Raw genomic sequence first — 16713 nt, forward strand, 5'->3', positions numbered from 1 at the left:
TCAGCCGCCCGGCGCGGTGACGTAGCCGGCGCCGGCCCCGAGGGAGCCGCCGGGCTCGCACGGTGCTGCGGCCTCCCGCTCCCGTACCGCCGTGTGCGGGCCGAACAGCCCGCGCAGGATCGAGGAGATGCTCTCCACCAGCGCCTGGCGGGCGACCGGGTCGAGGATCGCGGCGAGGGTGGGGATGCCCAGGTCGAACAGCGCGGTGAAGCACACCTGGGTGTGCGCGCCCTCGGCCGTCACCCGCCAGCCGCCCTCGAAGCGCTCGAAGTCGCCCTCCAACTGGGCGAAGTCGATGGTCAGCGCCACCGGGTCGATGCGGTCGTACTCGGACCAGCACAGCACGCCGTTGCGGAAGTTCACCGACCAGTGCGAGGCGACGGTGCTCCCCTTGCCGGTGCCGTTCCCGTGCGTGGGGCCGGCGCCTGTGATGATCACCTCCCGCACGGTGTCGGTGTAGCGCGGGTACGCGGTGAAGTCGGCGAGCCGGGTGAAGACCGCCGCGGCGTCCAGGCCGGGAACGGTGGCGTCCAGCGTCACACGGGGCATGTCAGGGTCCCTTCGGTAAGGATGGAGCGGTCGAACGGGCAGCGTGCGCGGGGGAGTCCGGCAGGTCGGAGGCCAGCGACTCGGCAGCCGCCGTGAGGGCTCCGCCGAGCGTGTCCAGGTCGCGCGGGGTGAGCAGCGCCGGCGGGGTGAACCGCAGCACGCGGTGGGCGTTGAGCGAGTGGTTGACCAGCACGCCGTGGTCCATCAGCCGCAGGAACAGCTCGCCTGCCAGCCCCGCGTCGGCCAGCTCGACGCCCAGGAGCAGGCCGCGGCCGCGTATGGCGACGACCGCGTGTCCGGCCAGCGGCGCGAGCGCGCGGTGCAGCATGTCCAGGAGCACGGGGCCGAGTTCGGCGGCGCGCCGGACGAGTCCCTCCTGCGCGATCGCGGTCACCGCCGCCTCGGCCGCCGCCATGGCGATGGGCGCCGCGGCGAAGGTCGAGGTGTGCAGGAACGGGTCGCGGTCGAAGGGCGCGTACGCCTCCTCGGTGGCCACCGCGGCGGCGACCGGCACCACGCCGCCCGAGAGGTTCTTGCCGACCAGCAGCACGTCGGGCCGCACGCCCTCGGCGTCCGCTCCCCACCAGGTGCCCAGGCGGCCGAGCCCCGTCTGGATCTCGTCCAGCACGAACAGCGCGCCGTGCTCGGTGCACGACTCCCGTACCGCGCGCAGGTATCCGGCCGGGGGCAGGACGACGCCGCCCTCGCCCTGCACGGGTTCGAGCACCACGCACGCTTCGGGACCCTCCCGCAGGGCCGTGTCCAGCGCGGCGGCGTCCCCGTACGGCACATGCTCGGCGGGGAGCAGCGGGCGGAAGGGGTCCTGATAGAGGGGCTCGGCGGTCACCGCCAGCGCTCCCGTGGTCTTGCCGTGGTAGCCGCCGTGGGCGGAGACCAGGCGTCGCTTGCCGTGCGCGCGGGCGAGCTTGAGCGCGGTCTCGGTGGCCTCGGCGCCGGAGTTCACGAAGTGCACCCGGTCCAGGCCCGTGGGCGTCACCTGCGCCAGGGCCGTGGCCGCGCGTGCCGCGACGGGCTCCAGCAGGATGCGGGTGGCCAGCGGATGGCGGTGTATCTGCGCGACCACGGCCTCCACGACGCGCGGGTGCCGGTGGCCGAGCAGGAAGACGCCGTAACCGGAGCAGTCCAGATACTCCTTGCCGTCGGCGCCCCACACCCGGGTTCCCTCCGACAGGATCTCCGTCGCCGCGCCGGTCATCGCCGCGAGCCGCGCGCGCCCGCGGCTGAGGTGCCGCCGGTACGCGTCGAGCACGGCCGCGGTGTCCGTTCCGGGGGTGCCTGTGGCGCTCATCCGGCCATCAACTCCCGGCCAGGGTCCGCCCGATGGGCAGCCGCGTTCTCCCGTACGAGATTCCGCGCGCGGGCGAAGTGCCGGACGGTGTGCGCGTACGCAACCTCGACCGCGTACGGGGTCGGCGCGGGCTCGGCCACCGGCGGCCGCCCCAGGCTGCACGGGAACGGACCGGCCCCCGCGAACAGCGCGGTCATGGCGAGCATGTCGTCGAACCTCCGGCGCACCCCGGGCCGCAGGGTGCTGATGAACACCGGCCGGATCAGGCGGTCGATCATGTCCTGGCCGACCATCCGCGGGACGTGCGGAGGAATCCCCAACTCCCGTGCGGTCGCCGCCGTGAGCTCCAGGAAGCGCTCGACGGTCACCGCGCTGTCGCCCGCCGTCGCCCACATCTCGCCGGTGGGAACGCCCTGGTCGACGAGGTCCCTGACGACCCGCGCCACCACGTCGCACGGGACGAAGTCCACCCGCGAGTGCCCCGGCACCGGCATCAGCGGCAGCATCCCGCGCAACAGCGCGTCGATGACCGCGTGCAGCCCCTGGAACGCGGAGATCCGCCCGCTCGCCGCGTCGCCGATGATCACCGAGGGCCGGACGATCACCGCGGGCAGCCCGCTCGCGCGCACCTCGGCCTCGCCGGCGCGCTTGGAGTCGATGTAGTCCTCGGGCCGCGCGAGCGCGTCGCCCGCGGCGCGCCCGAGCCCGGCGCGGGTCAGCTCGCGGCGCGCCACGAAGGAGGTGGAGACGTGGCACAGCCGCGCGCCCGCGTCGGACACGAAGTCCAGCAGCCGCCGCGTGCCGCCCACGTTGAGGCGGTGCGAGGCCGCGGCGCCGCTGGAGAAGCCGGTCTCGGCCGCGGTGTGCACGACCACGTCGACCCGCGCGGCGAGCGCGGCGTACGTGCCCGCGTCCAGGCCCAGGCGGGGCGCGGTCAGATCGCCCGGCACCTGTTCGGCGGCGCCGGGACACGGCGCGCTGTGGGTCAGCGCGAGGGGGCGGCAGTACGCCAGCTCGGGCAGCAGGGCTGTGCCGAGCACGCCGGAGCCCCCGGTGAGCAGAACGGTCGGATGGGTGGGCACGGTGGTGTCACCTCACGAAGGCGGTGTGCGGAAAGAGAGTGTGCGAAAAGAGAAGGAAGGTCGGGAGTACGGGAATTCCGGTGTCCCGTAATGGCGGTAGGGCCGAAATGGCGTCAGGGCAGCGACGCACGGCGGCGGAAATGCCGTAGGAGTCGGAGGGTGAATTCCCGCGCGGCGCCGCACCCCGTCGTGCGGCGCCCGCGCGCTCCTCAACCGATACGCAGCGGGCCCCCGTTGAAATGCCCTGCCAATGCCTCGCCCATCTTCGCGCGTGACGGCGGGTGGAAGGCGAGCGCGCGGCAGGCGGCGTGCAGCGCGGCGACGTCGCCCGAGGACACGAACGCCATGCCGCCCAGCGCCTCGGCGCACTCGCCGGCGACCCGGGCGATCACGTGCTGCGCGGTGTAGCGGCACACGAGGGCGTCGGCCAGGGTCCTGTCGTCCGGCGCCGCGTCGCCCGCGGCGTCCACGGTGCGGGCCAGGCCCTCCAGCGCGAGGACCGCTCCGTGCACGGCGGTCGCCGCTTCGGCGCGTACGGACGCCTCGGCGCGCGGCGCGGCGAGCACCCGTTCCACCAGGGCCGATGCCACCCCGAGATAGCTCGCGGTCATCAGCGCCTCGAACCACACGAAGCCGGCGGTCTGGAGCCGGTCGAGCCGCCCGTCGCGGGTGACCTCGGTGCGCACCACCAGATCGGCTGGCACCTCCACGTCCTCCAGGACGACCTCCTCGCTCTCCGCGCCGGCCAGCACGGGGCTGTTCCAGAACGGCCTGACCGTCAGGCCCGCCGCCGCTGCCGGCACCAGCGCCACCGCGAGGCGGCTGGACCCGTCCGGCTCGGGCAGCGCAACGGACGCGGTGAGCAGGTCCATCGAACGGGCCAGGCTGCAGGGCTTCTTGGCGCCGCTCAGCCAGATCTTGCCGTCCTCGACGCGTGCGGTGAGCGAGGGCGTGAGGATGCCCCGGCCCGGGTCGCCCTCGGCGAAGCCGGAGGCCAGCAGCAGGTTCTCGCGGGCGATCGCGGCGAGCAGCAGCCACTCCATGCCGTCGCTCGCCGCCGCTGCCTCCGCGAGGGAGGCCACGGAGAAGTGGTGCATCGTGGTGCCCACCGCCAGCGACGGCGAACGGGACCCCACGGCCCGCTGCACCCGCACCGCGGTGAGCAGCCCCGCACCCGCGCCCCCGTGCACCGCGGGCACCAGCAGCGCGGGTCCGCCCGCAGCGCGGAACGCCGCGAGGGCCGGGCCGCCCGGGCGCTCCAGCTCGGCGAGCGGCGTCTCGGCCAGGCATGCGTCCAGGCCCGGCATGACCTGTTCCAGCAGGCCGCGTTCCTCTTCCAGATACCGCGGTCCCATCGGGCACCCTCCCCCTGTCGGTCCCCGTACCGAACTCGGTGGCGTTCACCGGATCGGCGCCGCCCGCCGGGCACCGGTTCCCCCTTGCGGTCCCCGGCGGGGGCCCGGGTGCCGCCCGCCGCTTCCGGCGCCGGGCGCACTCCCGGTTCATGCCGAGCAACCCTAGGAACCGCAGGTTCAGCAGCCATGCAGCGCGAGTGCAGTGCCCGGTAAGGAATCCGGCAGCACGCAACCTTGCGCAAGGCTTCAACGGAGCGTCCGCGGGCCCGGGTCGGGATGGCGCGGCGTACGCACGGCCGCGTAGCGGACTGGCCACCGGGGCAGCGGTGCGGGCCGGCGGGTGGAGGACCGGCGCACGGTGACACAGCGTCGCGGTACGGGCCAAGGCCGCAGCGGAGCTGCGCGTGCGCGCCGTCGCACCGCCCCGCGCCGCGTGCCCGTGCCCGGCGGCTATGCGGCCGTGGAGGAATCTTTGCGTCCGGCCGGTGTCAGCCCCGCTTCCGCCGCGCACCGCGCGCCCTCGCACGGACCCCGCACCGGAGCGGCGTCGTACGGAGGCGTGATGCGACGGTGCGCCCCCTTGCCGCACGGGGCGCACCGCGGGTGCACGGAACCGGAATCCCGGCGTCGGCGGAGCGGAGCGGCGGAAGCACGGCGCCCCCGCGCGCTCTGCCGGTGCCTCCCGGCCGCGTGCTCTTCTCTTACTCGCCTGATCCGCGCCGGAATTCCGGACGGCATACGGCCAGGCGGCACACACCCGGTGTGCCGTACGGCCGTATCGCCGCCGCGCATTCCGGCGCGGCCGGACCAGCCGAATTCCGAACAGCCCGCATTCCGGGGCGGATTCACCGGGGGACCACCGCGGTGACGACAGGGAATGCGGAGCGATGCGAGGGGAGAATAGCCATGAATGCTTTCCGGCCGGTGGTACCGGTGGAAGGTGCCGGGCGTGACGACAACCGAGGCCGCCGCATGCGGCGGGCGACCGCCATCGGCGCCGTACTGGCGGTGACGGGCGGACTGCCGGCGCTGGCCGCGGCGCCGGCGCAGGCCGCCGGCGGCGGCGCCTGGGACCGGGTCGCCGCCTGCGAGAGCGGCGGCAACTGGAGCACCGAGACGGGCAACGGCTATTCGGGAGGGCTGCAGTTCAACGCCGGCACCTGGCGCGCGTACGGCGGCGGCGCCTACGCCCCGCGCGCCGCGCAGGCCAGCAGGGCGCAGCAGATCGCCGTCGCCGAACGGGTGCTGGCCCGCCAGGGCTGGGGCGCCTGGCCGGTGTGCTCGGCTCGCGCCATGGGCTCGCGCGCCGCGCCGGCCGACCCGCCCCGGGAACGCACGGCGGTCCGCTCGGCGCCGCGCCCCGCCCCGGAGATCCGCCAGGCGACCCCGCGGCGTACGGGCTCCGGAGGCGTCTACCGCATCCGCAGCGGTGACACCCTCAGCGCCATCGCGGCCGTGCACGGCACGAGCTGGCCCCGGCTCTACCGCCTCAACCGCGCGGCGATCGGCGGGAATCCGGCCCTGGTGATGCCGGGAACCCGCCTCACCCTCGGCCACGGCTGAGCATCCGGAGGACCGACCGGGGGCCGGGGAGGGGGCTGGCCGATCGGCCGGCTGACGGGCCCACCGGCCGGAGGAGGGCCCGCGCCCGCCGCGTACACGAGGGTCGTACGCGGCGGGCGCGGGCACGCTACGCACTCCGTACCCCGCAGCCCGTACGCGGCATGACCTGTATCGCGTCCCGCGCGCGTCCACGGCGCCGGCGGCGGAAGCGGGGGCCAAGGCGTCCCGGGGAGTGGCGTGCGACACGCGGCGCGCGCCCGCGCCGGTTTCCGGCGGTTTTCCGGCCGTCGAGCAATCCGTGTGTGCTCCGCAGCCTTCGTGGCGGCTCCCTGAGGAGCCCCTAGGCTCAAAGCGAGCGCCGCCCCGCCCGGCCTGTCGGGAGAGCGGGCGGCGACGGGGGCAGCGGGGGTACGCATGCGCGTGTTGGTGGTGGAGGACGACGAGACCGTGGCGAAGCTGCTGGGGGAGGCGCTGCGCCGGTACGGGCACGAGGTGCGGCACGTCGAGGAGGGCGAACGGGCCCTGGCCCTCGCGCCCGACAGCGACTTCGTGCTGCTGGACCTCGGCCTGCCCGACCTGGACGGGCACGAGGTGTGCAGGCGGCTGCGGGAGCACTCGGACGTGCCGGTCATCGTGGTCACGGGCCGCGAGGCCGAGCTGGACCGGGTGCTCCTGCTGCGCGACGGCGCGGACGACTACGTCGTCAAGCCCTACCGCATCCGCGAACTGGTGGCCCGCATGGAGGCGGTGTGCCGTCGCGTGCACGGCAACCGGCACTGCGCCGAGATGGCGGAGGCGCGGGCGCGCGCCGCGGGCGGCGAGACCAGCCGCTTCGGTCCGCTGGTGCTGGACCTGCGCGCCCGCCAGGCCACCGTGGGCGGGCGGCAACTCGCGCTCACGCGCCGCGAGTTCGACCTGCTGGCCGCGCTGATGGCGGACGCGGGAGCGGTGCGGCTGCGCGAGGACCTGATCAACGAGGTGTGGGACGCCAACTGGTACGGCTCCACCCGCACCCTCGACGTCCACGTCGGTACCCTGCGCACCAAGCTGGGCCACCGCCAGTGGATACAGGCCGTGCGCGGGGTGGGCTTCCGCCTGTCGGTGCCAGGAGCCTGAACCCCCTGCCCGGCCTACGAGATGAAGCGGGTCGTCTCGCTCAGCTCCGCGCGCGGCACGCTGATCCCGTTCACCGGCGCGTCCGGATCCGGGTGGCCGAAGGAGACGCCGAAGAGCAGCTTGCGGTCGTCCGGCACGCCCAGCGTCTCCCGCACGGTCTCCGCGTAGAAGCTGAGCATCCCCTGCGGGCAGCTCGCCAGGCCGTACGCGGTCAGCGCGAGGAGCAGGGTCTGCCCGTACATCCCGGCGTCGGCGGACATCCGCTCCTCGGCGGTCCCCGGCAGGAAGAGCAGGGCGACGTGCGGGGCGCCGTAGAAGTCCAGGCTCTCCTCGTCGTACGCGGCGCGCGCCGCGTGGTCCTCGCGCCCGATGCCCAGCGCGCCGTACATCGCCGCGCCCGCGGCCCTGCGCCGCTCCTGGTGTACGGCCGTGTACATGCCGTCGTCGTAGGGGAAGTCCGGCGTCCTGTGCCCGGCGCGGTGTGCCGTGCGCAGCGCGGCGCCGAGCCGGTCCCTGGCCGCGCCGCTGACCACCTCGACGCACCAGGGCTGGGTGTTGGAGTTGGAGGGCGCCGCGCCCGCGAGCGAGAACACGGCGCGCAGCGTCTCCTCCGGAACGGGCTCGGGCCGGAAGGCGCGCACCGCGCGGCGGCCGCGTATCAGCCGCTCCGCGTGCTCGCGCAGGGCAGGGGTGGGGGAGAGGGCGGTGGACATGGGGGTCCCGTTTCTCGTGCGGTGGGAATGGTGTGTGAAGGGGGCGGTCCCGGGGCTAGCGCTCCAGGAAGGAGTCGACCAGGCGCTCGGCCGCGTCCTCGAGCGCGGGCGCCGAGCGCTCGGCCGAGAAGATCTGGGTGGTCACGTTGGCGCCCTCGACGAGCATCTGGAGCAGGTACGCGAGGCCCGCCGGGTCGCGCACCGGGAGCGGCGCGATCAGCTCGGTCCACATCTCCAGGTACGCGGCCTTGAGTTCACCTGCCGCCTGGTGCACCGGGTGCTCCCTGTCGGGGAACTCGACGCAGGCGTTGGCCAACGGGCAGCCGCGGAAGCCCGGTTCGGAGATCCGCCGCGCGATCGCGCCGACGGCGTGCCGCAGCTGCCCGCGCGGATCGCCGGGACAGGCTTCGCACGCCTCCTCCAGCCAGGCGCGCGGCGGCTGCGCCTGGGCCTGTACGTAGGTGACGGCGAGCCGGTCCTTGGACTCGAAGCTGCGGTAGATGCTCGGCTTGCCGACGCCCGACCGCTCCGCGATCTCGGCGACGCCGACCGCGCGGATGCCCTCCCTGTAGAAGAGCTCGCAGGCGGTGTCCCACACCCGCTGCCCGGCCGGTGTCCGCGCTTCCTCCATGCCGCCGCCCCTTCTGGTGCTTCGCGTGTGCGTACCGTTCGGTACGCCTCGTGTGCCCGTACCGTACCGATCGGTACGCGGGGCGTCAACGCCCGCCCGTCTCCCCTTGGCTGGGGCCGTCGTGGCTTGGAGCGGGCGCGGTGCCGCGTACGGAGGCGCGGAAGGCGGCGGGGGAGGTGCCGGTGCCCTTGGCGAAGTAGGCGGAGAAGTTCGCGGCGTCGCGGAAGCCGAGGCGGCGGGCGACCGCGGCGGCCGGCAGCGCGCTGTGCGCGAGGAGCCGCTTGGCCTCCAACAGGACGCGCCGGTCGATGAGTTCCTTCGCGCCGACCCGCTCCGCGGCGTACGCGGCACGGGCCAGGGTGCGCGGCGCGTAACCCAGTTCCCGCGCGTAGTCCTCGACGCGGCGTGTGCGCGCGAAGTCCCGCTCGACGGCCGCGCGGAAGCGCAGATAGGTGCCGTACGGGCCGTCGGTAGCGCCCTCCTCGGGCACCCGCGGCGCCGGCCAGTCCAGCCGCAGGGCCAGCGCGGACAGCAGGTGCCTGAGCACGGCGGCGTGCGTGGCCGGCGCGGGTGCCTCGGCCGTGGGCAGCGCGAACTCCGCCGCCAGCAGCGCCGCCGCCGAGCCGAGCGCCTCGCGGCGCGCGCCCTCGGGGCGCAGCACGGGCGGGCTGCCCCAGGAGGTGTCCAGGCGCGCGGCCGCCGCGGTCTCCTGGTCGAGGAAGCCGGGCTCGAACAGCACGAACGTGCCCTCGCAGGCCAGCGGCCCCGCCCACTGCTGCACCTGTCCAGGGCGCACCCACAGCCAGTCGCCGGGGCGCAGCTCGCAGGCGTCGAAGTCCACGGTGTGCCGGAGTGTCCCGGAGGAGAGCGTGAGCAGGTGGTGGAAGTCCGGGCGCTGCGGTGCATCGGGCATCCGCCCGCCGGGCACCCGTGCGCGCAGCGTCTCCAGCGACATCACCTCGATCCCCGCAGGGGTGCCGGGCGGCGGCGCGAAGGAGACCTCGGGAATCGGGGAGGGACGGCGCGGGTGTCGGTTTTTCACCATGGTGAGTCGCCAGCGTACCGGGGAACCCGTGGTGGGGCGCCCTAACGTGGAGAGCGTCACCGCAGCTCAGCGGCAGGAAGCAGCCGGGTTCGCGCCGGACCTCCGGGAGGCGCGGTGACGGAAATGCACACCCCATATCTGCGCAATACCTGCGTACACGAGGAGCCACCCGTGAAGATTCTGCTGTTCGGCGCCACCGGAATGGTCGGCAGCCGCATCGCGGCCGAGGCGAAGAGCCGCGGCCACCAGGTCACCGCCGTGAGCCGGTCGGGCAAGGCCCCGCTGGAGGGCGTGACCGCGCTCTCCGGCGACGCCGCCGACCCCGCGCGGGTGGCCGAACTCGCCGAGGGCCACGACGTGGTGGCCTCCGCGCTCGCCCCGCCGCGCGACGGCTCCGACCCGCGCGCGCTGTTCCTCGCCGTGAACAGGACGCTGACCGAGGGCGTGCGCCGCGCCGGCGTCGGGCGCCTCGCGGTGGTGGGCGGCGCCGGGAGCCTGCTGGCCGCGCCCGGCACCGCGCTGGTCGACACCCCCGGCTTCCCCGCCGCGTACGAGGGCGAGGCGCGGGCGCAGGGGGAGGTGCTGGAGTTCTACCGCGGCGTGGAGGACCCGCAGTGGACCTACCTCTCGCCCGCCGCGGAGATCGGCCCCGGCGAGCGCACCGGCACCTTCAGGCTCGGCGGCGACGAGCTGCTGACCGACGCGGACGGCAACAGCCGCATCAGCGCCGAGGACTACGCCATCGCGTTCGTCGACGAGCTGGAGGGGAACGCGCACCCCCGGCAGCGGTTCTCGGTCGCGTACTGAGGCGGTCCCAGGGCCCCGCGCGCCCGTCGTGCCCGCATCCTCGTCCTGCGGCGACGGTGCGTCAGGTCCTCCCGTCGCTGAACATGGGAGACCTGGCCGCGAGCACGCAGAGCACGCGGTGCGCGGATTCGGGAGGCGGCATGGCGGACTCCACAACCGGCGGCACGGAACCCCTCGGCACGGACCGGATCGGCCACGGCGGGCCGACCCTCGGCGTGGAGGAGGAGTTCCTGCTCGCCGACGCCGTCACCAGGCGGCCCGCCGCCGTGGCCCCTGCCGTGGTGGCCGAGGCGCAGCGGCTCGCGGGCCCCGGGCACGTGGTCGCCGAGATGTCCCGCGCCCAGGTGGAGACCGTCAGCGCGGTGTGCGCCGACGCCGCCCAACTGCGCGCGGAATTACAGCGGTTACGGAGCTGCGCGGCCCGCGCCGCGCGCGAGCACGGCTGCGTGCTGGTGGCCTCCGGCACCGCGCCGCTCGGCGAGGCGGGACCGCCGCCCGTGACGGACAAGCCCCGCTACCACCGCATAGCCGACCGGTACGGGGCGCTCATCCACGGGATGTGCGCCAACGCCTGCCACGTGCACATCGGCGTACCGGACGTCGACGAGGCCGTGCAGGTGGTCAACCACCTGCGGCCGTGGACGCCGCTGCTGCTGGCGCTCACCGCCAACTCGCCCTACTGCCAGGGCCGCGACACCGGCCACGCGAGCTGGCGCACCATGCTGTGGGACCGCTGGCCGACCGCAGCGCCACCCCCGTACCTGCGCTCCGCCGCGCACTACCGGCAGCTCACCGAAGCCCTGGTCGACAGCGGCGCCGCCCTGGACACGGGGATGGTCTACTGGGGCGTCCGGCCCTCCCGCCATGTCCCCACCATCGAGGTGCGGGTCGCCGACGTGATGCCCGGCGTCGAGGAGACCGTCGCCTTCGCGGCGCTGGTCCGCGCCCTGGTGAGCGCGGCGGTCGCCGAGGTGCGCCGCGGGCGGCGCGCCGTGCCCGTCGAGGACGCCGTGCTGCGCGCGGCGCTGTGGCGCTCGGCCCGCGAGGGCCTGCAGGGTCAGGTGCTCGCGCTCCCCGCGACCGCCGCGCCCCGCCTCGTACCGGCCAGGCACCTGGCGGACGCGCTGGCCGGCCTCCTCGACGAGCAGCTCACCGCGACGGGCGACGACCGGCGGGTACGCGGCTGGCTCCGGTATCTGGGCGAGCAGGGCACAGGGGCTGCCCGCCAGCGCGCGGCCTTCCACACCGCGAGGCGGCTGGAGGACGCGGTGGACGCGCTGGCCGTGCCGGTCGCGCACTCGCCGTGGGAGGACACCGCGGTGGGTTAGCGGTGCCCTCCCACGTACGGCCCCATCAGCCCTGCTGCGGCGGCCAGTTGGCGATCGTCTTGGGGCGCGGGGACGCGTACGTGCGCACCTTGGAGGTCCTCAGCCCCAGGCGCACCAGCGACTCGGCGATGGTGACCGCGGCGCTCACGCCGTCGACCACGGGTACGCCGGTGCGCTCCACCACGCGCTCGTCGAGGCCCGCCATGCCGCCGCAGCCCAGGCAGACGACCTCGGCCCTGTCGTCCTCGACCGCGCGCACGGCCTGCTCGGCGATGGCCTCGACGGCCGCCCGCGGGTCCCGCTCCAGGTCGAGCACCGCGAGGCCGCTGGCGCGCACGCTCGCGCAGCGGTCGGTCAGGCCCGCGAGCTTGAGGCGGTCCTCGATGAGCGGGACGGTGCGATCGAGGCTGGTGACCACGGAGTATTTGTGGCCGAGGAACTGCGCGGTGGTCGCCGCCGCCTCGGTGATGTCCACGACCGGCACGTCGAGCAGCTCCTGCAGGCCCTCCCTGCCGTGCTCCCCGTACCCGGCCTGGATCACCGCGTCGAAGGGCTCGGGGTAGGAGCGGACGGTCTCCATGACCGCGATCGCGGCGAGGTAGCTCTCGTAGTTGCCCTCCACCGACTCCGCGCCGAACTTCGGCGTGAGCGGCACGATCTCGGTGCCGGGCGAGGCCACGGCCGCGGCCTGTTCGCCGATGCCCTTGGTGATGGCCTCGGTGGTGTTGACGTTGACGACGAGAATGCGCATGGCTCGGCTTTCGGGAGAGTGGTGCGGAGGGTGGTGCGGGGTGGTGGCCGGTGTCGCAGGGCCCTGGCTCACTCGGCGGCGACCGCGAGGGGCTCGCCGTCCACGTCCTGGGCCGGGCGGTCGCGGTCGGCGACGGCCAGGTAGACGAGCGCGGCGATCCCGGCGCCGAAGAACCAGGAGAACCCGGAGACGGTGCTGAAGAACGGCACCAGGGCGATCACCACGGCGATGACGGCGGCCGGCACGAAGGCGCCGATGGCCCGGACGTTGAAGCCGCCGCGGTAGAAGTAGTCGGCCTCGGGGTCCTGGGTGTAGAGCGCGGGGACGTTCACCCGGGTCTTGCGGATCAGCCAGTAGTCGGCCATGACCACGCCGAACACCGGTCCCAGCAGGGCGCCCAAGCCGCCGAGGAAGTAGTTGACCACCGTCGGGTTGTTGTAGAGGTTCCACGGCAGGATGACCAGCCCGATGATGGCGCTGACCAGCCCGGCCCTGCGGAAGTTGAGCTTCCGCGGGAAGAGGTTGACCAGGACGTAGATCGGCGCGACGAAGTTGGCCAGCAGGTTCACGGCCACGGTGAGCACGATCAGGGCCAGCGAGGCGGCGGCCAGCAGCACCATGTTGGGGACGGTCTGCACGATGTCGGTGGGGCTCGTGATGACCTTGCCGTTGAGCTTGAACTGCGCGCCGCTGAGCACCACCACGATGCCCGCGAAGAAGAGCATGTTGACCGGGATGCCGATCAGATTGCCGCGCACGATGGCGCCGCGGCTCTTGGCGGAGCGCGTGAAGTCGCAGAAGTTGAGCACGAAGGTGCCGTAGATGACGACCCAGAGCGCCGCGTTCTCGAAGATGTGCAGGAACTTCGCGCCGCCGGTGGGCGCGTGCCCGGTGGACATCGCGATCGAGCCGCCGGAGCGGAAGAACATCCAGACCGCCAGCACGGTCATGGTGATGAGGATCGTCGGCGCCGCGAAGGCCATGTACCGCCGGATGACGTGCATCCCGTAGCTCACGAGCAGCACCTGGAGCGCCCACAGCGCGAGGAAGGTGATCCAGCCGAGCGTGGAGAGCCCGAGCAGCGAGTTGCCGTCCAGTGAGGCCAGCCCGGGGAACATCGCCTTGAGCAGCGTACGCAGCACGTTCGCGGCCAGATACGTCTGGATGCCGAACCACGCGATGGCCACGGCGCCGCGCACCACGGCGGGTATCTGCGCGCCCTTGATGCCGAAGGAGATCCGGCTCATCACGGGGAAGGGGACACCGGTTTTGTGCCCCATGTACCCGGAGAGGGTCAGCAGGAGGAACAGCAGCGCCGAGGCGAGCACGAAGGACAGCAGGATGTCCCAGACGCTCATCCCCAGCGCGAACAGCCCGATGGCGAAGGCGTAATTGCCCAGGCTGTGTACGTCGTTGCCCCACAGGGTGAAGACGTTGTAGGCGCCCCACCTGCGGCCTTCCCGTTTCGTCGGGGCGAGGTCGTAGCTGTAGAGATCGGGGCTCGTGGGAGGGTGCGTGCTGTTCGTACCCGCCGGAGACTGATCGTGGACGGCAGTCATCAGGCTCTCCAGGTTTCCATCATGTGAAACGCAGTGTCCTTCTAGCGGAACGGGAATCTACGGAGGCGCAACGGCGCCGGTCAATAGCCGCCCTTGTGCGATCTCACCGGAGTCCGGCCAGGTCGTGCAGGGCCCCGCCGTGGCTTCGTCCACCTCGTACACGCCCATAACGGGACAACGCACACGAGGGCGCGAACTCGGCTCAGACCCCGGGGCGTTGGGGAGTTACGTTGTGGCCCGGGGGATTGCGTGAGGGGAGTCCGCAAGGGCCCGAATGGCCTGCGGCGGGGCATTGGTGGGGGTATCGGTGAGTGAGGACTGCGCGGTCGGCGGGGCGACGGGCGTGCCCCGGTTACGCCTGGATGAGTTGCTGGAGGAGATGGAGCGGCGCATCCGTTCGGTGCGGGGGACGCAGGATCGGTTGCACGGTTTGTTGGAGGCGGTGCTCTCCATTGGCCGGGGTCTTGAGGTGTCGCAGGTGTTGCGGCAGATCGTGGAGGCCGCGGTGGTGCTGGTGGATGCCGAGTACGGGGCGCTGGGCGTGGTGGGGGAGGAGCAGGAGCTGGCGCAGTTTTTGACGGTGGGGGTGAGTGAGGAGCAGCGGGCGGTGATCGGGGATCTGCCGCGCGGGCACGGGATTCTGGGGGAGTTGATCCGTCATCCGGAGCCGTTGCGTCTTTCGGAGTTGTCGGAGCATCCGGCGTCGTACGGTTTCCCGCCCAACCATCCGCCGATGCACTCCTTTCTCGGGGTGCCGATCCGGGTGCGGGATGAGGTGTTCGGGAATTTCTATCTGACGGAGAAGCGGGGGGCGAAGGAGTTCGACGCCGAGGATGAGGCGGTGCTGTCGACGCTGGCGGTGGCGGCGGGGGTGGCGATCGAGAATGCGCAGTTGTATGAGGAGGCGCGGCGGCGCGAACGCTGGGCGGCGGCGGGTGGTGAGGTGACGGCCGCGTTGTTGTCGGGGGCTCCGCGCGGCGACGTCCTGGAACTCATCGTCCGGCACGCGATGGACGGCGTACGGGCCGACCTGGGCGTGGTCGCCGTTCCCGTCGAAGGCGGCGGCGGACTGCGCACGGGACGGGCCCTGGGCCTGGGCGCCGAGGCGCACCAGGGCATCACGCTTCCGCGGCAGGACGGCTTCATGTCCGCCGCCTTCCGCACCTCCGAGCCGGTGACCAGCGCCGACATCCAGCACGACGGAAGGGTCGCGGGGGAGCCGCACCTGTGGCAGGGGCTCGGGCCCGCCGTGGCCGTGCCGATGCGTACGGGCGGGGAGGCGCGGGGCGTGCTGGCGCTGGCGCGCGCGGTCGGCAGCCTGCCGTTCACCGAGGGGGAGACCGGCGCGCTGCGCGCCTTCGTCGGGCAGGTGGCCCTCGCCATGGAGGTCGCCGAGCGGCGCCGCGACGCCGAGCAGCTCGCCCTCCTCGAAGAACGCGACCGCATCGCGCGCGACCTGCACGATCTGGCCATCCAGCGGCTCTTCGCCACCGGCATGACGCTCCAGAGCGCCCAGCGGCTCACCGGCCACCCCGAGCTCTCCGAACGGCTGGCCCGGGCCGTCAGCGACCTCGACACCACCATCAAGATCATCCGCTCCACGATCTTCGGGCTGCGCAGCCACGAGGCGGGCGAGAGCACCGGGCTGCGCTCCCGGGTCGCCGCCGCGGTGGGGGAGGCGGCGGGGATGCTGGGCTTCCCGCCGGCGCTGCGCGTGGAGGGCCTGGTGGAGACCGAGGTGTCCGGGCAGGTCGCCGACCACGTCACGGCCGTGCTCAAGGAGGCGCTGAGCAACGTGGCGCGCCACGCGAAGGCGTCCTCCGTCGACGTACACCTGGCCGTGTCCGGGGGCGAGCTGACCCTGACCGTCACCGACGACGGGCGCGGCATCCCCGAGCCGGGCCACCGCAGCGGCCTCAAGAACCTCGCCGAGCGGGCACGCCAGTGCGGCGGCACCTTCGAGGTCGGCCCGGCGGACGGCGCGGTGGGCGGTTCAGCGGGTGGTACGGCGGGCGGCGGGAGTGCCGACGGAGGCGGAGCCGGAGCCGGTACGCGGCTGGTGTGGCGGGCGCCGGCCCTCGGCGGAAGCGGACCGGAGGATCCCGCGTAGGAGCGGGCCTCACTCGGGCGGGCTCCGCTCAGGCAGAAGCTTCCGGTCGGCTCCGGCGGCTCAGCCCCGGTGCGACCCGCCGCCGGACCCCTCGCCGGCACCGCCCCCGGACGCGCCGAGCTGCGGCGCCAGCACCGCCGCCTGGATGCGGCGCTGGACGCCCAGCTTGGCGAGGATGCGGGAGATGTTGTTCTTCACCGTCTTCTCGGACAGGTAGAGCCGCAGGCCGATCTGGCGGTTCGTCAGGCCCTCGCCGATGAGCTGGAGGATGTCGCGTTCGCGCGGCGAGAGGGCCGAGAGCCGCGGATCGCCCGGCGGCGCCTCCTCCGGCTCCTGGCGCAGCGAAATCATCAGCCGCGCCGTGGTGTTGGGGTCGAGCATCGAGCGCCCCGACGCCACGGTGCGCACCGCGGCCACGATGTCGGCGCCCTCGATCTGCTTGAGCACATAGCCCGCGGCGCCCGCCATGATCGCGTCCAGCAGCGCGTCCTCCTCGTCGAAGGAGGTCAGCATCAGGCAGGCGGTCTCGGGGAAGCGCGCCCGCAGGTCGCGGCACACCGAGATCCCGTCCCCGTCGGGCAGCCGCACGTCCAGCACCGCCACATGCGGCCGCAGCGCGGGGATGCGCGCGAGCGCCTGCTCGGCGCCCGCGGCCTCGCCGACGATCGTCATGTCGCCCTCGGTGCCGAGCAGATCGGCCAGCCCGCGGCGTACCACCTCGTGGTCGTCGAGCAGGAAGACCCTGATCGGATTCTGCGCCGAGAACTCCGGTGCGCTCTCACTCATACCGGCACT

At 73.8% G+C, this 16713-nt stretch carries 15 protein-coding genes; 5 read left to right on the plus strand and 10 right to left on the minus strand.

Annotated elements, in window-relative coordinates:
* From ABEE00_RS07325 to ABEE00_RS07340, 4 genes are all read right to left on the minus strand, one after another.
* Window positions 1-549 (minus strand): type II toxin-antitoxin system RatA family toxin, encoded by a 549-nt coding sequence (locus tag ABEE00_RS07325; protein WP_345744438.1) that lies wholly within the window; start codon window positions 547-549, stop codon window positions 1-3.
* 1 nt (window position 550) lies between these two features.
* Window positions 551-1858 carry an aspartate aminotransferase family protein gene (locus ABEE00_RS07330; protein WP_345744439.1) on the minus strand — a complete coding sequence of 436 codons (1308 nt, stop codon included), beginning with the start codon at window positions 1856-1858 and terminating at the stop codon, window positions 551-553.
* Window positions 1855-2940, minus strand: coding sequence for an SDR family oxidoreductase (locus ABEE00_RS07335; protein ID WP_345744440.1), 1086 nt, complete (start codon window positions 2938-2940; stop codon window positions 1855-1857). Before ABEE00_RS07335 ends, ABEE00_RS07330 begins: the two co-directional genes overlap by 4 nt.
* Before the next feature lie 209 nt (window positions 2941-3149).
* Window positions 3150-4295 carry an acyl-CoA dehydrogenase family protein gene (locus ABEE00_RS07340; RefSeq protein ID WP_345744441.1) on the minus strand — a complete coding sequence of 382 codons (1146 nt, stop codon included), beginning with the start codon at window positions 4293-4295 and terminating at the stop codon, window positions 3150-3152.
* Window positions 4296-5267: 972 nt separating this feature from the next.
* Between ABEE00_RS07340 and ABEE00_RS07345 the strand changes: the two genes are divergently transcribed.
* Window positions 5268-5858: a LysM peptidoglycan-binding domain-containing protein gene (locus ABEE00_RS07345; protein WP_345744442.1), complete on the plus strand. Its 591-nt coding sequence runs from the start codon at window positions 5268-5270 to the stop codon at window positions 5856-5858.
* A gap of 414 nt (window positions 5859-6272) precedes the next feature.
* Window positions 6273-6974, plus strand: coding sequence for a response regulator transcription factor (locus ABEE00_RS07350; protein WP_345744443.1), 702 nt, complete (start codon window positions 6273-6275; stop codon window positions 6972-6974).
* Window positions 6975-6988: 14 nt separating this feature from the next.
* Here ABEE00_RS07350 and ABEE00_RS07355 read toward each other — a convergent pair whose 3' ends face one another.
* The 3 genes from ABEE00_RS07355 to ABEE00_RS07365 form a co-directional block, all read right to left on the minus strand.
* Window positions 6989-7687, minus strand: a complete 699-nt coding sequence (locus ABEE00_RS07355; RefSeq protein WP_345744444.1) for a nitroreductase — start codon at window positions 7685-7687, stop codon at window positions 6989-6991.
* A 55-nt stretch (window positions 7688-7742) separates the two neighbouring features.
* Window positions 7743-8318, minus strand: coding sequence for a TetR/AcrR family transcriptional regulator (locus ABEE00_RS07360; RefSeq protein ID WP_345744445.1), 576 nt, complete (start codon window positions 8316-8318; stop codon window positions 7743-7745).
* A gap of 85 nt (window positions 8319-8403) precedes the next feature.
* Window positions 8404-9363 (minus strand): AraC family transcriptional regulator, encoded by a 960-nt coding sequence (locus ABEE00_RS07365; protein ID WP_345744446.1) that lies wholly within the window; start codon window positions 9361-9363, stop codon window positions 8404-8406.
* Window positions 9364-9534: 171 nt separating this feature from the next.
* On the opposite strand from ABEE00_RS07365, the gene ABEE00_RS07370 reads away from it, so the two are divergent.
* Both ABEE00_RS07370 and ABEE00_RS07375 read left to right on the plus strand, forming a co-directional pair.
* Window positions 9535-10170, plus strand: coding sequence for an NAD(P)-dependent oxidoreductase (locus tag ABEE00_RS07370; protein ID WP_345744447.1), 636 nt, complete (start codon window positions 9535-9537; stop codon window positions 10168-10170).
* A gap of 140 nt (window positions 10171-10310) precedes the next feature.
* Complete coding sequence (locus tag ABEE00_RS07375) at window positions 10311-11498, plus strand: carboxylate-amine ligase (protein ID WP_345744448.1); 1188 nt, start codon at window positions 10311-10313, stop codon at window positions 11496-11498.
* Between the two features lie 25 nt (window positions 11499-11523).
* On the opposite strand, the gene ABEE00_RS07380 is transcribed toward ABEE00_RS07375, so the two are convergent.
* Together ABEE00_RS07380 and ABEE00_RS07385 are read right to left on the minus strand one after the other, a co-directional pair.
* Window positions 11524-12249: an aspartate/glutamate racemase family protein gene (locus ABEE00_RS07380; RefSeq protein WP_345744449.1), complete on the minus strand. Its 726-nt coding sequence runs from the start codon at window positions 12247-12249 to the stop codon at window positions 11524-11526.
* 68 nt (window positions 12250-12317) lie between these two features.
* Window positions 12318-13808: an NCS1 family nucleobase:cation symporter-1 gene (locus ABEE00_RS07385; protein WP_345744450.1), complete on the minus strand. Its 1491-nt coding sequence runs from the start codon at window positions 13806-13808 to the stop codon at window positions 12318-12320.
* Between the two features lie 274 nt (window positions 13809-14082).
* Here ABEE00_RS07385 and ABEE00_RS07390 point away from each other — a divergent pair, with 274 nt between their 5' ends.
* The gene (locus ABEE00_RS07390; protein ID WP_451918511.1) at window positions 14083-15918 is read left to right on the plus strand and encodes a GAF domain-containing sensor histidine kinase; all 1836 of its coding nucleotides are present in this window, start codon (window positions 14083-14085) and stop codon (window positions 15916-15918) included.
* Between the two features lie 60 nt (window positions 15919-15978).
* On the opposite strand, the gene ABEE00_RS07395 is transcribed toward ABEE00_RS07390, so the two are convergent.
* Window positions 15979-16704 (minus strand): response regulator transcription factor, encoded by a 726-nt coding sequence (locus ABEE00_RS07395; protein ID WP_345744452.1) that lies wholly within the window; start codon window positions 16702-16704, stop codon window positions 15979-15981.
* Window positions 16705-16713: the final 9 nt, after the last annotated feature.

The organism is Streptomyces odontomachicola, from assembly GCF_039605595.1.
Taxonomy (GTDB): Bacteria; Actinomycetota; Actinomycetes; order Streptomycetales; family Streptomycetaceae; genus Streptomyces.